The following is a 14,089-nucleotide window of genomic DNA, read 5'->3' as shown; positions in this document are numbered from 1 at the left end:
TCGGTTTGAGCTATTAGCTGTCGAAATTGCTCTTGATCGATGCCAATCAAGCGCTTCACCTCCTTGGGGTTATTTTCGATGGCTTCTAAGATTGCACCCATAACACTCCTTATGAGCGATTGACTTTTTGCATTTATCGCTATTATTTTACGCTTTGTTTATATTCCGGAGATGTCTAATAAACTAATTCTCGTTCGCTACACACTGTCTGACACACCACCTCATTTGGACTGGTCAAAATCTGTCAATCCATACAAGAAAACGGTTGTCTTTGACCGACACAGAAAGTGCATCGGTTACGCCTACAAAGGAAAGTTTTTCTTTATCAAGTACTACAGCGAGGAAGTTTGCGATGGCACTCGGTAAGCCAGTTAACGCCAACAACAATGGAGCCTTAGAGAACAATGAAGCCCAACCTAAAAAGAGTAACGACTTCTACGAAATCATCGGCAAGATTATCGATTTAGGCGTGAAGATTGTCGGACTCGTCATCTACGTTCCTGCTCGAATCCTTGACAACTTTGTAGACCAGAACAAAGCTGGAATCCGGGTGCTAGCTGCTGCCCTGTTCATGACTGGCATTGCCATGTCCAGCGATAGCTTCTTCCAAGCCTTTGGAGGTAAGCCACTGTTCCCCTTTTGGGAAGACACCTGGATTGGTATCGGTTGGCTGTGGATATGGACTAAGGCTAACTTTTGGGCAGCTTTTATCGTAGCGCTGGGTGTGATGTGGATTGAGTCTCAGGCCATCAGGGGTAAGAGTATCGGTGAGGCAAAGCGAGATTACGAAAGTATCAAGCATCATACCGTCCCAGAGAAAAACCCAAAAGCTGTTGACTTGGTAGAAGCCCGTCGAGTGGATTACAAAAGGGCAGGAATGAATGAGCGCTCCATTCTGGGATTGTTCATCTTGGTTGTAGTTATCGCAGATATCCTTGCGGCATTTGTAATGAGCCGTAACCCTTGGGGACAGCCACCAATCACCTTTATCGCCATGTCCCTCTATAACTTTGTTTCATTGGTTTCTGGCGAGGCAGGTTACGTCCTCTGGTGTCAGACTGACAACCGCAAACATCACTAATCGAGAGCAAGGCAATCAGTAGCCCTGTCCTAGCAATAGGGCAGGGTGTTTTTTTAAAGGAGTTGACAAATGGATAACAATTTAGCGATAGCGAAGCGCTGCTGCGAAGCGCAGATCGCACCGGACTACGAACCATCAGAATTCGCCCCACTGACCTTACTTGAGCAAGGTGACGTAGATGTGTGGCTACGTCGCAGAGGAGTAGCCCTGATTAACAAAAGCAAGGAAACCGCCAAAGACTGCGAGGCTGGAAAGCTAGCATCAGCCATCACTGTGGGCGCATCAGTTGTTATGTCTGCAAACCCCCTGGCTTGGCTACCCCTCACGATTGGCGCAATCGGGTATGTCTACACCGTGTTTCAGGAATTCCAGGACACAGGCAGTATTCGGCTTATCCCTATGTACCGAGGGAAGTTGGGAGATATTCTCAGGGTGATGGAAGGTGGACAGGCTGCACAGCGCCATCCGTTGGAAGATCAGATCGAGTACCTGAGTGAAGCCGAGAAGGATGAGGTGCTGTTGATTAACTATCGTTTTGGTGAGATTGCAGGCGTTCTGAATTCAGCACCCCCAAAAGTAAGGTTTGACTTGTACCGTCACCTGTGCGGACAGTTCCACGCACGCAGGGACTTGATGAGTGGGGATGAGGTGAAGCATTACATCAATGCTGCTGTATCGCAGGAAAGGCGCACGGCAATGCCTCCACAATCACAGCCGACGATTGAGCAGGGGCAAGCAAAAGCGATTGCACCCGAACCCGTCGATCAGAAGCCCGCTGAGCAGAAACAAACCGAGGTGACACCCTCCCCAGCTCTGTCAGCACAGCCAAGGGAAACAGGCAGTGAGCGCACCCCTACATCAGCATCCAATTCAACCAAGTGGATTAACAACTTTGTTAGCCAGACCGCTCTGATTTGGGGGAATCAGGGCAGTGGTAAAAGCTGGATGGCTCGGTACATTGCGAAGCTCAAAAAGGATAAAGGCTACCGTGTAGTTGTCCTAGACCCGGACAGCAACCGAGCCGAGTGGCAGGGGATAGAGAGTTACCACGACTTTGATGAGATAGCCGACTTCCTGCGCTGGTACGTCGGAGAACTGATGGCACGCTACAAAGCCTTCAACGCCTCGAATATGACTGAGGACGCTTGGAGAGCAAAGCTTTGGGCAGATGGGAAAGCGATCGCGCTCATCTGTGAAGAGGTCACCACTTACGTCGATTTAATTGAGGACAAGGAACTGCTCACTCAATTTTTTAGGCTCGGACTGACCAAAAGCCGCAAGCAGGAGATGCCCTTAACCTTCGTCAGTCACAACAACAATCAGACAGCACTGGGAGGCATCAAGGGACTAGCTAACCTGATTGAGAAGATGTTGCAGCTTGAGTTACAGACTGATATTGACCCTGAAACATTGCAGCCCGTAGCCAGTGGTAAGGGTGCGGTGAAACTGGACGGCTCAAATCAGTGGGTGCCTGTTACTCTGCCCAAACTAGAACGGAAGATAACAAACTTTGGCGAGGTTCAGCCAACAGTCATACAGCAGCCAGTGACCGTGACTGAACCCGCTGTCGAACCACAACCGGAAGAGGAAGCGATCGCACCCACTGAAACCACAACAGAACTGAAAGTATCTGACAGCTTGGCAGAACCGCTCAAGAGTATTTGGTTGTTTACAAAAGAGCAGCAATGCTGGGTAACTGTTCGCGACATTCAGCGCAAAAATTTTGCAGTTCTGAAGGGTAAAAGTAGCGAACAAATTCACCAGTATCTAGGATTGCTTAGTGATGGTGGATACGGCGAAATCGATGAGGAAGGTAAGTCTCACTCGTCTGTCGCGTTTCTCGCTCACTAGCTGTCGAATCGGCTGTCATGTACGACGCGACAAGCATGACAGCCACGCTACACCCCAACGCGACAAGTCACATGACAGATTTAAGCGACAACGCGACAAGCTATCCGACAAGTCACATGACAGAATTTCTGAAACCAACGTAGAAGTATTTTTTATGAAGAAAAAGCGCTTCATTCAAGAATTTAACGGGATGCCATTTTTGCTCAAGTTTATTCAGGTAGATCGCCCAAAAGCGTATATCCCGATAGGTACGAAATGGGTGGGCAGTTGTATCGACTAGAGGAACTAAAAAGACTTAGAGTAAAACCAATTACGCGCAAAAGTTTTGATGTAGACGATTAGCGAGCGCCTCTCCCAAAACAAATACCCCTGGTGTTGAACCAGGGGTATTTCGTTAGCTACTTACACTGAGATGAATAGATTAGGGTGTAATAACCCTATACGATGCTATGTGTGATATTCCTTGGTTCGTGGTACCCGGAAGGGTACAGGTCATGTTTAATCCAGCAACTCTTTGTTGGGGAGCTTTCAATTGCAAAAACCTATGTGCGACCCCCGAACCAGAGGTAGAGTTAGAGACCTCCCATATTATGACGCCCTCTAGACCAAGACCGTACAACGTACACCTTACATTTTCCCCCGGATGTCGATCATAAAGCGTCACCCAAACGCTATCAACACGACCGCTGTTAAAATCCTGGATGAACGGGCACTGAACTGTTCCCGTACTGCCCGACACATTGCCAACCCCCCATTGGTTATAGTGTTGGAACTTGTTGGCATCACCTAGAATGGGTGTACAGAAGTTTGCGTTGTACAAAAAGTCTTCTGCCCTAGCCGGCAAACTCATTGCGGCACAAAGTCCAAAACTAACGACGGTCGCAGGCAGAAACTTGGAAATCTTCTTTGAGGTAGAAGAATTGCATTTCACCACTGATTGTTCCTCCTAAGAGTTTCTGTAGCTTACTCAACGTTAAATCCAGGATTTTATGTATTAGGGATAAAACTTTACAAAACTGCTTTATGGAAAAATCACCCCACCCAAAACAAAGCCCTTGGTTCAACGCCAGGGGCTTTCTCAGTTTCTTGAAAGGAAATAATTTTGATCAACTTTCAGTGATGATGATACAAACGCCTAGAGCATTCCAAGTTTTGGGACCAACAATTCCATCTACTACTAAGCAACACTGAGCTTGGTAGTCCTTAACAGCCGCTTCAGTTTTGGCACCGAAGAACCCGTCAACGGTTAGAGGGAACCCGCCAGCGGACGGGTGTAAATCAGCTTTGTTCAAAAGTTGCTGTAAAACTTTGACCGGCTCCTTTGCCTCGGCTTGCCGATCGTCACGACGCAAAACTGACAATCTATGGCAAGGGGTTTTAGAGCGGGTGGCTTGTGTTGAAGCTTGCATGGTTGAATTCCTTGTAGTGTAGTTTGAAGTGTTGTTGCTAGGAACGTCTGAATTATGGGGGGTAGTAAAGTCGTGAGGGCGAATCGTACTTCCAACAAGCCCCTAGTGTTAACCAGAGGCAAATCTGTTTTTTGAAGGGAAATTATTGTTTAAGGCGAGAGTGCTAGGAGGATGTTAGCCTTTTACACAAAATCCTAAAAGCTTCCAGGTTATAGGGCCGACAATTCCATCTTCGACAACCGTATGCGTGTATTCGTTATACCTGGCTTGATAATCCTTAACAGCTTGTTCGGTTTTAGCACCGAAGAACCCATCAGCTTTTAGGCTGAAGCCATATTTGTTGAGACGTTGCTGCAAGAGTTTGACATTCTCAATAGGAGATTTCTGTTGGTCGTTACGACGCAGAATCGGAAGAGTTGAACAAGCAGGTAAAGAAGTTGTGGCTTGTGTTGAAGCTTGCATGGCTAGAATTCCTTGTAGTGTAGTTTGAAGTGTGTTGCTTACTCCTGAATCTACTGGCGCAAGACTTCCTATTACTGAAACAACCAGTGAAGAGTACCCAGAAGGGTACTTTAACTTCTTGACTTTGGGAAACTTTAATTAAAGCGTGTAGTTAAGTTGTTTACACATTCCAGCCAACAAAGCCCTGGTACCGACACCAGGGCTTGTTTTTACCTTTCTTTGTACGCTTGTAAAAGTGCTGCCGCTGCTTCGTTCCTGGTATGGTGAGGCCCTCCACTCTTGCCAGAAGAGCGCCAACTCCAGGGACAATCAGAAGTGCCATCCTTAACAACTACGCCTTTACTTTTACCGTCAAGACAGACTTCCCAACCATTTGGTGTGCGTCTGTAGCTCCAGAGTCTCTCAGTCTTTTTCTTTTTGGACATCTCCCTTCACCTCGTTGACGAACTGATCTAAAACAGCCTTTACCCTCTTGTATTGTGGCGACTGCTTGCCCACTCCCAGCGCTCCCAAGATGCTAGAGCGTTTCTCAGGAGTGAGCGCCTTTTCCTGCCAGCGCTTGTGGTCTTTGATGAACCCATCCACCGTTGTGGCGTAATCGTCTCGCTCTGCCTTGACACTAGCTAGCTCAGTTTCTAGTTCGCTGCATTTACGGCTGAGGCGCTCTACCTCAAGAGTCAAGCTGCCCTCTTCTGCTTTCCCGGCAGTGCTTCCTCCAAGGCGGCTATCCGATCTGATAGGCGATCTTCTAGCTCAGCTAGGCGTGTGTCTATCTCTACTACATTGACAGTCCCTATAGGCTTTTTCGACTCAATCCCCAAGTACTGCTGCATGAATCCCACAATCAGATCTGTTGCTGTGGTGCCGTCCGTTTTAGCTTTGGCGATGAACGCCTCTTTCAACTCCTGATCTACTCGGATGTTGAGTTGTGGTGTGTTTCCCATCTTTACAATCTCCTAGCTCATGCCTACACACTATAGCAGAATGTCTAGCTAGATGTCTTTACAAAATTTTTCCAGTAAGTCTATACAATTGCCTTGACAACGTCTTTACATTTAGCTAGATTATGTATAGGCAAGGCAACCACCGACACATTAAGGATTCAAAACATGGAAACGTTACAAACCGCCCTCACGCTCCTCACTGAAGTCGTCGCGATCGCCGGATTCGGAGGCATCGCCGTCCACGCCATGTGGAAACAGCACACTACTTGGATGGCTACCTACTGCCCTCCTGTGGGTCAACCACAGCCAACCGTTGAGCCTGAAGCGCTGCCTGATGAAACAGAGGAAATTGTGCCGACTTTAGAGCCGATGGAGTCGCCAGTAGTACAGCCAGAAACACCCGATGACTTATGGGAAGGCGAAGTTGGTCAAGCCATCGTTCCCTTCCGTCCAGTCTCCCGTCATTTCAACCCGCAGCTAGCACTGCCACCCGCCAAGGATGAAGCCAAGCCTGCTAAGAAGCCTGCCACCCGTAAGCCTCGCACTAAGAAGGTTCAACCACTAGCTGAGGAACTGGGCTTAGTTCCTCCTGCCAACTGGGGTAAAGTGCAAGCCTTGCCAGCTACCAAGCGCACTACCCGCAAACGGAAGACGGCTTAACGCCTATGACCTGAGCAAGTCTTAAAAAGGCTTAAGGGTAACGCCCCGACTGCACATCTAAGCGTTACCCAACCTGCAAAACCTACGAATGATTCACAGACCTTCATGATACTTTTCCAACACCAGATTGAAGAACACCAAAAGCTCGCCGAACACTACCGAGATCTAGCCGCCAAGAGGGAAGCCCTCGCAGCAGGATTGCTCACCATCCAGCAACAGGCAGATAACGATCTTTCCTCATTAAAAGGACTGGTGGACAAGTGCACAGAGGTTTCGCCGGATGCGATCGCCTCCCTGAAATCCGCAGTGCTGAACTTGTTCTCCGGTGGGGATGATGACGACGGAAACCAGTCAATTGACCCGACGCCGAACACTGGCCCAGATGAAGGAGAGGAGCCGGAAGAAATCACCGGAATTTTGGGGGCAGGGGTAGCAGCATTCGACGCCCAGCCACCAGCTGATGACCCATGATGCCTAATGGAATTCTGGACTGTGAAAATCTGACAACTGGCGATCGCTTAGGTTTGCGCCCTGGTGCTGTCAGTCTGGTACAGAAAGCTTCCGTTGATACCCCTTACCTCACCACCTCCGGCAATTACACAGGACTCGCCAAACAGACACGAGAGCGCTGGGAGAGGGCAGGCATTGATCCACAGGAGTTGATTGCAGACATGAAGGCGAAGCGACCACCTGAACCTGAGTGGAACGCTGCCAAATATAACCCTGTGCTGGCTACTGTTGGCGCTGACGATGCCTCAGATTTCTAAAAACGAGAGGGGTGGGCACGGCTCACCCCTTACACCTTGCACTCATACCTGATGATCGAGAAACGATAAGTATATGGCACAAGCGCTAAATCTCACATATGGACGGGTAAAGTTTACCTGCGGCGATCTAGTGGAATCAGAGGAGAGCATTCGGGCGATAGCGAAGCGCTGCTGCGAAGCGCAGATCGCTACCAGTTTGTTTATCGAGGCGTTGAAGAAGTAAGTTAGAGGAGCGATCGCATATCAGCACCCGCGATTGCTCCCAGTTCAACACATCGAACAATCCCATCTGGGGATTTTACAGACCCAATTCTACCACCCCAACTTATGACGGCATGGGGTTATTTAATGCGTAAGGTGTTCGACATAATTTCTCGTTATGTCGCGTATGATGGCAAAAGATAGCCCGGTCATCTGGCAGGCGACCGAGCTATCAAACAGTACCTTCTTAGTACCAATTCTTATGTTGACACGGATTGATTCAGGGCAACTTACGCCTACTAAAAAGCTCGTGAACTGTGATTGTGACTCCGAGCTGATAGACCTTTGGCTTTTCACAAATAAATCACCCAACAGCAGAGACGCCTATCGACGGGATATCAGCTACTTTCTGGCGTTTATTCAGGGTAAACCTCTAACAGCCATCAAGTTAAATGACTTGGTAGCCTACCAACTAGCCCTCACTGAGTCGATGCGACTGTCTAAGAGGACTGTGGCCCGTCGCTTACTGGCTATTAAGTCATTGCTGACGTTTGCTTATGACACTCGCTATTTGCCTCACAATGTTGGGCAGCTGCTCAAGGTTTCTATGCCAAAGCAGGACGTTACCCAGCGTAACTTATCGGAATATCAGGCATTGGCACTGATTGAGGCAGCACAAGAGGAACGCGATCGCCTGCTGATGCGACTGCTCTATAAGACTGGATGCCGAATATCCGAGCTGATCCAGCTTCGTTGGTCGGATGTCCTAGACTACGGCACGGGCACAGGCATTATTAAAGTTACAGGCAAAGGGAACCGAGAGAGGAATGTTCTGCTATCCGGTGCGGTGTGGGATGACCTGTTGGCTTGGCGTCGCGGTGCCAGTTCTGACAGCTGGGTTTTTCCCGGCAAAGGGAACAACCACCTACATCGATCTAGCGTCAACCGGCTGATTGATCGACTGACCGTCAATGCCGGGGTCAAGTTAGACGTTAGCCCACATTGGTTGAGACACGCTCATGTGTCTCATGCTCTTGACAGAGGAGCGCCAGTGCATCTAGTTCAAGCCAATGTTGGTCATGCTGACATGAGGACGACTCAGCTCTACTGCCACGCTAGACCGAGCGAGGGTAGTAGTCAGTACTTACCGGATTGAAAAGGAGCGATCGCCATGACTCAAGCCTCTGTAAAGAACCTAACGTTTGAGGAGTATCTTACCTACGATGACGGCACGGACAATCACTATGAGTTGGTTAACGGAGAACTAGCGATGGTTCCACTACCAACTGCTGACCACTCCGATGTCATTGATTTATTATCTGATGCCTTCAGGGCAGAAATCCGCCGACTTGAATACCCCTGGATAGTCAAGCGTGACGTGGGAGTGTACACGCGCACAAATCCAGTTACGGGGAAAGAGCACTCTCGCACTCCAGATGTCTGTGTGATGACTTCATCACAGTGGCAAGAATTGAAAGCCGATAAAAAATCGTCGGCTGTCCTGCGAACCCCGCCTCTACTAGCTGTTGAAATAGTCAGTCCTGGCTCCAAGAAAACAGACTACGGCAGTAAGGAGGAGGAGTATAAAGCTATCAGAATTCTTGAGTATTGGATTGTAGATCTGCGTAACTCTAAGGTTTCAGTCCTGCTACTGGAAAGTAGTGGCTATAAGACAACTGAGTTTAGAGGCAATGAACAGATTATTTCTCAGGCTTTTCCTGAATTGACCCTGATAGCTCAGCAGATTCTGTCGGCGTAGAGCAAGCAATGTCGGGGTATATATCTTTATTTAGTAGAATTTCCCAGTTACCCCACCCCGACCGCTTGTCCAAGGGGCATCCCCTTGGAAAACCCCAACGCAACCTATTGAATTTTGAATTCAAAAAAGGTCACTAACCGCCTAGGGTTCAGCACTGCCAAAATCTAAAGGTTCTCTTTTGTCGGTTTGCACATAAAGTGAAAACCGTTACACATAAAGTGAAAATTTTGGCACATAACTTGAAACGTGATTTCGATACAGGCGTGATCGCACTCACTCCAAAGCTAAAAGGAGTGATCGCTCTCTACGGGTGAATCCACGCCTGTCGGAAAGATAAACTCTGTACGATAATTTGTTAGGCCCAAGAAGCTCGCAGTTCACTATGGAAGCCGATGTCACGTTAACTGGGTTCTCCAGCACCGATGTCACGCTACTTTTGCGTTGGCTGGCGGCTCCTCATGTCGCTGCATGGTATCTCGACCCTGAAGACCACGTTGCGTGGGCAGCCAATCCACCCCCCAACGGCGAGCGGGCGCTAATCGCCGTCGGAGGAAGAGCAGTTGGCTACATTCGATGGCAGAGTGTGTCGCGTGAAGTCTTGGATTCAGTCGGTCTTCACGAGATCCCATCCGGCTCGGTTGACATAGATATTCTGATTGGTGAGCCGGAGTTCGTTGGTCGTGGGATTGGTCCAAGAGCGCTCTTGGTATTATTGTCAAAGCTTCGCCAGAGGCGTGATGTCCCGATGCTTGGTCTGACTACAAGTGTGCAGAATCTGTCTGCACAGCGAGCCTACACCAAAGCTGGCTTTCGCATCCTGCGTGAGTACAGCCCTACCGGATACGGCCCTTGTTATCTTATGGTCTACAATCTCAATGAAAATGCCTAACTTGGCAATATAGCACGAAGCATTTCAAGCGCTTCAGGATCTCTCTACGCTTGCCAGAAGTGTGCCCTTGGACCCCTGAGCGTCTTTCTCCCTTCATCGCCTCCGATCGCTCCGGTGAGTGTCCAGTGTTCCAAAGCCGAAAGGGAGGCCATATCAATCGGCATCAACTTTGGCGCATTGTCTCGGCTGCTGCCAAGCAAGCGGGGATAGAGGGCAAAGTATCACCCCATTGGTTACGTCACGCTCACGCCTCACACAGCTTGGATCGGGGTGCGCCTATTCACTTGGTTCAACAGACTTTAGGTCATGAATCAGTGGCGGCTACCAGCCGCTATCTGCACGCACGACCAAACGACAGCAGCAGCTTGTATCTGCCGTAAGCGATCACCTTTACCAAATCTCTTCCAGCTTCAAGACAAAACCTGGGAGTTCTGGATCGCCGCTTACAGTTTCAGGACTGTCCAAACGTTCAACTGGGAGACTAGGGCGATAGATGTAAACCCGCCGATTTTGGCGGTCAAGCAGCCATCCAAGTCTTACCCCGTTGTCGATGTACTGCTGCATTTTGTCTTGCAGATCTCTTAATCTGTCACTCTTGGAGCGCAGTTCTATGACAAAGTCTGGAGCTATAGGAGCAAACTGTTCCTGCTGCTCTTCCGTGAGGGCGTTCCACCGCTCCAGACTCACCCAAGAAATATCTGGAGAGACAGTTGCTCCGTTACGCAAGGTAAACCCCGTGCTAGAGTCAAAGCCTTTACCAGTCCCGTCTTTTTTTACCCAGCTTCCAAACTGCACAGCTAGTTCAAAGTTGCGTCCACCTGTCCCTGAGCCTGTTGGCGGCATAATCAGCAGTTCTCCCTTGGCAGTGCGTTCGATGCGTAAGTCCCGATTGATTTGACAAAACTCGAAGAATTGGTCATCTGTCAAATCAATAACAGGATGCATCCGCACTACCAAAGGGTGTGTTTCAACTTCCGTCTCCGTTGTCAACTGCTGCTGTTGGTCTAACGCCATCACCTTGCCGGAATTACCCTACATATCCAGATTAGTTTAGGGATGCACGATAAGGGTAATTATTGTGCGTTGATGCCCAGCCAAACTCATACATCAAGTTGGACGTTAGGCAAGCGTGAGCGCAATCACCAGCCCCTGACACTGAGAACAGAAGGTAATCACAGCTAAAGGGCATCCATGAGTTATTACGACTTTAACGATCACTTCTGGTCTCCTTGCGACGTTTGTGCAACCACACCCAAAGCAGAGATTAAAAAACGATTCTTGGAAATCCTGCTGCACTCTCTGCGTCAAATGCTCAATGAAGGGCAATGAGTCATGACAGCTTCGTTACTTCCCGCCCTACTCAAGCCGTGTTGCAGTACACCAGACATACCCCAGACTCTTACATGGCATCCTGACTCACCCTTTCTATAGTGCCGTCATCGCTGACAGCGTAACAGGTGTTTTTTGTGCTGTCCCATAACCGCTGTGCCCTTTCGACATCCGACAACTCGTGCTCGTCGATCGTGAGGACAACATATTTCGAGCCGTCATCATTGCCAAGTCGCCAGTTGGAACCGTAGAGGTGTGCTAGCAGGTGCTCGCGTCGTTCGGGAACAAGCGTACCATTTTCGAGCCACTCGTCTGGAACGCGATACCAATTTGTGAACGTCTTTGAATTCGCTGGCTCGTGTATGTAGCCGCTCAGGTCGTCATCCCAGAAGCTCAGCGTGTCGGGAATGGTCAAGCGCAGGTATTTCACATTTCACCCTCCTCATATCGATTGCCCCTATTCTGCTGTTTCAACGTCAGATACAAAACACTACTTATGAGCAGGGTTATTGAAGTCTGTCAGATCCACACGGATTCTCCAAAAGCTTTGGAGTGGCTTTCCTATTGGATTGTCACCGTTAATTAATCCGACACTCAACGAACCACCCACAGGATACTGCCCAAGTCCTCCAACACCCTCAATATTATTTGGATCAGTTATGACTGAGTGCCTCAGTTTGATCGTCGTTTGGTCGCCATTGACGAAGAAGATAGTAGCTCGATTTCCCTTAAACAGCACCATTACGTCGTAGACACCACCCGTCTGTGAAAACAAAGCTTTGCCCAAGAGTTTAAAACCATCAATATTCTTTCCCTGATACTCAGCAGCCCTAGCAGGTACACTCAGCAGCAGTAGGGCAGATAAGACTAGCCCAAAAACTTTCATAAATTTTCACGTCTTGGTTTCAATCTCGCTATATCTTCTACGGTAATTCTCAAATTGAGGCATTCACCAAAGCCTGACTTGAATCATTAATTAAATTCCTATTATCGTGAGCTTTGAGTGTGCAAGCTCACAATGGCTTCCCAAACTAGACACGGGGGCTATCAGGTAAATACGATCGCCCTTGGCGGGCGCGCTATCGCACAATCATCACACGCCCTGGCGATTGGTGTTTAGCAATTGCCCGTTAGATACAGGCGTATTACTAGAGGAATGCGTTCGCACGTTCCTGGCAGAGAAGAAATTTACAGGCAAGCAATGCAAAATTCGCTTCGTATTTTTCGGTAAATCCTTTTTAACTCTGCAAAAGCTCTACATATACAGATTAATGCAGCCGATCGCTATTCTGACCTTCTCAGCTTTTCAGGTAGGCTGATATCAACTCTGTCAGCACCTGCTATCATCCCCATGCCCGACCAACCTGCTAGCAAGATGATTCGCGTCAGTACGCCACTGATTGAATCGGTACAGAAGCTCTGCGAACTGCATCGACAGGGATACACAGCAGCGATTCTCCAAGGGCTAGAGCAACTGATATCAAGCATTGATAGCGGCTGTGCTATCAGTCATACTCTCCCTGCTGATAGCACCGTGCTAGCTGGGGTGATATCAGACTTAATTCAGCGCGTTGAGAGGCTTGAGCAGGGTGCTAGCGGCCTCGATAGCAGCTCGATAGCAGAGCGCCTAGAGAAGGTAGAGCATGTGATAGCGAGGGTGATATCGGACCTGTCAGCACAGAGAGAAGAGGCTGATAGCAGCAGTGATGACAAGTTGATAGCAGTAGAGTCAGAGCCAGAAGCAACTGACACATCACCACTTTCCTTACCCGATCCATTCCCGGAGGCTGGACTATCCACAGCCGAACTGGCACAAGCTACGGGTGTGACGGTACAGCACATTAATCGTCTGAGACGTAAGGGAGAACTGCACAATTGGAAAGGTGGTTGGAAGGCTGTGAAGGTTAACGCCAAAGAGCATCGCTACTACCCTCTCCATTAACCTCACCAAAGTTATACACCCAATCAAACACACGGCAAACGCGATCGCACTCATCAGCCTCTGACACTGAGAACAGAAGCAATCAACCGACGCCCCAGCCACAGATTATGTTTGGTTTCGCAATTATTCTTTTTCTCGTGTCCCCAGTCGCATTTCTCGCTGGTCTAGTCAATCCAAAATGGGTTCTTTTGGGGAAAAATAGAACTCGCCTCAAAAGCAGTGCTGTGTATTCGGGGGCTTTCGTGGCTTCTTTTGTAATCGCTGGGTTGACGGCACCCCCTCAAGCCAAGAATGCCAGCGTCCCCAATCCTTCTGCTTCCCCTTCTGTTGCAGTTTCCCCTGTTGTCGCAGCTTCACCCCAGCCAACGATTCAAGCGCAAGCGGTGAAACAGGTATCTTTGACATCTTCCTCAGTAGCTTCTGGAGTCCCCCAAAATCAAAGCCAATTTGCTTTTCCTAAAGCCACCTGCGGAGATAAATCTACAAGTGCGAACGATACATGGCATCCTGTCTTCGTTGATGGAGGGGACTTAGAAACCCTTCGCCGCAATTTCTGTGCAGATGCCACAAGCACTGTGCGGAAAGACTCCAAGGTTAAATCTGTGCAGCTAGCGAGCTTCACCAGCCGTGAGAGAGCGACCGAATTTGCTAAAGCCGTTGGTGGGGATGTGGGACAACTCAGATCTTGCACCTGGAAAGTTGAATGTATAATCCGTGACTAAGTGCAAGAGGACGCATTCGTTCAAGGTCGAGTAAAAAAAGGAACAGCAGCAATTGCGGCAAGATCGCTTGAAG

Annotated in this window: 20 protein-coding genes and 1 pseudogene; 14 read left to right on the top strand and 7 right to left on the bottom strand. The window is 48.9% G+C overall.

Features of this window, described 5'->3' with window-relative positions; translation table 11 throughout:
* The first annotated feature begins 171 nt into the window (after positions 1 to 171).
* The 4 genes from H6F76_RS02515 (at position 172) to H6F76_RS02500 (ending at position 3,722) form a co-directional block, all read left to right on the top strand.
* Positions 172 to 366 carry a hypothetical protein gene (locus tag H6F76_RS02515; RefSeq protein ID WP_190505639.1) on the top strand — a complete coding sequence of 65 codons (195 nt, stop codon included), beginning with the start codon at positions 172 to 174 and terminating at the stop codon, positions 364 to 366.
* Entirely contained in the window at positions 353 to 1,081 is a 729-nt protein-coding gene (locus H6F76_RS02510; RefSeq protein WP_190505637.1) for a hypothetical protein, read from the top strand. The genes H6F76_RS02515 and H6F76_RS02510 overlap by 14 nt, the downstream gene beginning before the upstream one ends.
* A gap of 69 nt (positions 1,082 to 1,150) precedes the next feature.
* On the top strand, positions 1,151 to 2,932 hold the full coding sequence (locus tag H6F76_RS02505) for a DUF87 domain-containing protein (RefSeq protein WP_199321870.1): 1,782 nt from the start codon (positions 1,151 to 1,153) through the stop codon (positions 2,930 to 2,932).
* A 643-nt stretch (positions 2,933 to 3,575) separates the two neighbouring features.
* On the top strand, positions 3,576 to 3,722 hold the full coding sequence (locus tag H6F76_RS02500; RefSeq protein ID WP_190505635.1) for a hypothetical protein: 147 nt from the start codon (positions 3,576 to 3,578) through the stop codon (positions 3,720 to 3,722).
* 316 nt (positions 3,723 to 4,038) lie between these two features.
* Here the strand turns inward: H6F76_RS02500 and H6F76_RS02495 are convergent, their stop codons facing one another.
* The 4 genes from H6F76_RS02495 to H6F76_RS02480 form a co-directional block, all read right to left on the bottom strand.
* Complete coding sequence (locus H6F76_RS02495) at positions 4,039 to 4,341, bottom strand: peptidoglycan-binding domain-containing protein (protein WP_190505632.1); 303 nt, start codon at positions 4,339 to 4,341, stop codon at positions 4,039 to 4,041.
* 174 nt (positions 4,342 to 4,515) lie between these two features.
* Positions 4,516 to 4,803 carry a peptidoglycan-binding domain-containing protein gene (locus H6F76_RS02490; RefSeq protein WP_190505630.1) on the bottom strand — a complete coding sequence of 96 codons (288 nt, stop codon included), beginning with the start codon at positions 4,801 to 4,803 and terminating at the stop codon, positions 4,516 to 4,518.
* Positions 4,804 to 5,205: 402 nt separating this feature from the next.
* The gene (locus H6F76_RS02485) at positions 5,206 to 5,484 is read right to left on the bottom strand and encodes a hypothetical protein (RefSeq protein WP_190505628.1); all 279 of its coding nucleotides are present in this window, start codon (positions 5,482 to 5,484) and stop codon (positions 5,206 to 5,208) included.
* A complete protein-coding gene (locus tag H6F76_RS02480; RefSeq protein WP_190505626.1) occupies positions 5,481 to 5,747 on the bottom strand; it encodes a hypothetical protein in 267 nt (88 codons plus the stop codon). Before H6F76_RS02480 ends, H6F76_RS02485 begins: the two co-directional genes overlap by 4 nt.
* Before the next feature lie 165 nt (positions 5,748 to 5,912).
* Here H6F76_RS02480 and H6F76_RS02475 point away from each other — a divergent pair, with 165 nt between their 5' ends.
* From H6F76_RS02475 to H6F76_RS02440, 8 genes and pseudogenes are all read left to right on the top strand, one after another.
* Positions 5,913 to 6,407 (top strand): hypothetical protein, encoded by a 495-nt coding sequence (locus tag H6F76_RS02475; RefSeq protein ID WP_190505624.1) that lies wholly within the window; start codon positions 5,913 to 5,915, stop codon positions 6,405 to 6,407.
* 105 nt (positions 6,408 to 6,512) lie between these two features.
* A complete protein-coding gene (locus H6F76_RS02470; RefSeq protein ID WP_190505622.1) occupies positions 6,513 to 6,878 on the top strand; it encodes a hypothetical protein in 366 nt (121 codons plus the stop codon).
* The gene (locus H6F76_RS02465) at positions 6,875 to 7,174 is read left to right on the top strand and encodes a hypothetical protein (protein WP_190505620.1); all 300 of its coding nucleotides are present in this window, start codon (positions 6,875 to 6,877) and stop codon (positions 7,172 to 7,174) included. The genes H6F76_RS02470 and H6F76_RS02465 overlap by 4 nt, the downstream gene beginning before the upstream one ends.
* A gap of 73 nt (positions 7,175 to 7,247) precedes the next feature.
* Complete coding sequence (locus tag H6F76_RS02460; RefSeq protein WP_190505618.1) at positions 7,248 to 7,397, top strand: hypothetical protein; 150 nt, start codon at positions 7,248 to 7,250, stop codon at positions 7,395 to 7,397.
* Between the two features lie 165 nt (positions 7,398 to 7,562).
* Positions 7,563 to 8,531, top strand: coding sequence for a tyrosine-type recombinase/integrase (locus H6F76_RS02455; protein WP_190505616.1), 969 nt, complete (start codon positions 7,563 to 7,565; stop codon positions 8,529 to 8,531).
* A 15-nt stretch (positions 8,532 to 8,546) separates the two neighbouring features.
* Positions 8,547 to 9,134 carry a Uma2 family endonuclease gene (locus H6F76_RS02450; protein ID WP_190505614.1) on the top strand — a complete coding sequence of 196 codons (588 nt, stop codon included), beginning with the start codon at positions 8,547 to 8,549 and terminating at the stop codon, positions 9,132 to 9,134.
* A 352-nt stretch (positions 9,135 to 9,486) separates the two neighbouring features.
* Entirely contained in the window at positions 9,487 to 10,023 is a 537-nt protein-coding gene (locus tag H6F76_RS02445) for a GNAT family N-acetyltransferase (RefSeq protein ID WP_242036489.1), read from the top strand.
* A gap of 122 nt (positions 10,024 to 10,145) precedes the next feature.
* Positions 10,146 to 10,403 (top strand): annotated as a pseudogene (locus H6F76_RS02440) (tyrosine-type recombinase/integrase); the annotation flags it as partial.
* 10 nt (positions 10,404 to 10,413) lie between these two features.
* On the opposite strand, the gene H6F76_RS02435 reads toward H6F76_RS02440, so the two are convergent.
* From H6F76_RS02435 to H6F76_RS02425, 3 genes are all read right to left on the bottom strand, one after another.
* Positions 10,414 to 11,037: a Uma2 family endonuclease gene (locus H6F76_RS02435; protein WP_190505612.1), complete on the bottom strand. Its 624-nt coding sequence runs from the start codon at positions 11,035 to 11,037 to the stop codon at positions 10,414 to 10,416.
* Between the two features lie 385 nt (positions 11,038 to 11,422).
* A complete protein-coding gene (locus tag H6F76_RS02430; protein WP_190505610.1) occupies positions 11,423 to 11,782 on the bottom strand; it encodes a hypothetical protein in 360 nt (119 codons plus the stop codon).
* Between the two features lie 60 nt (positions 11,783 to 11,842).
* Positions 11,843 to 12,238 carry a hypothetical protein gene (locus H6F76_RS02425; protein ID WP_190505608.1) on the bottom strand — a complete coding sequence of 132 codons (396 nt, stop codon included), beginning with the start codon at positions 12,236 to 12,238 and terminating at the stop codon, positions 11,843 to 11,845.
* 465 nt (positions 12,239 to 12,703) lie between these two features.
* Between H6F76_RS02425 and H6F76_RS02420 the strand changes: the two genes are divergently transcribed.
* Positions 12,704 to 13,294 carry a hypothetical protein gene (locus tag H6F76_RS02420; RefSeq protein ID WP_190505606.1) on the top strand — a complete coding sequence of 197 codons (591 nt, stop codon included), beginning with the start codon at positions 12,704 to 12,706 and terminating at the stop codon, positions 13,292 to 13,294.
* 107 nt (positions 13,295 to 13,401) lie between these two features.
* Complete coding sequence (locus H6F76_RS02415; RefSeq protein WP_190505604.1) at positions 13,402 to 14,016, top strand: hypothetical protein; 615 nt, start codon at positions 13,402 to 13,404, stop codon at positions 14,014 to 14,016.
* The last annotated feature ends 73 nt before the right edge of the window (positions 14,017 to 14,089 follow it).

Origin of the sequence: Leptolyngbya sp. FACHB-321, from assembly GCF_014695975.1 — a bacterium.
Taxonomy (GTDB): domain Bacteria; phylum Cyanobacteriota; class Cyanobacteriia; order Leptolyngbyales; family Leptolyngbyaceae; genus Stenomitos.
The sequence above is the reverse complement of the archived record's forward strand: the minus strand, read 5'-3'. Positions and strand labels throughout refer to the sequence as shown.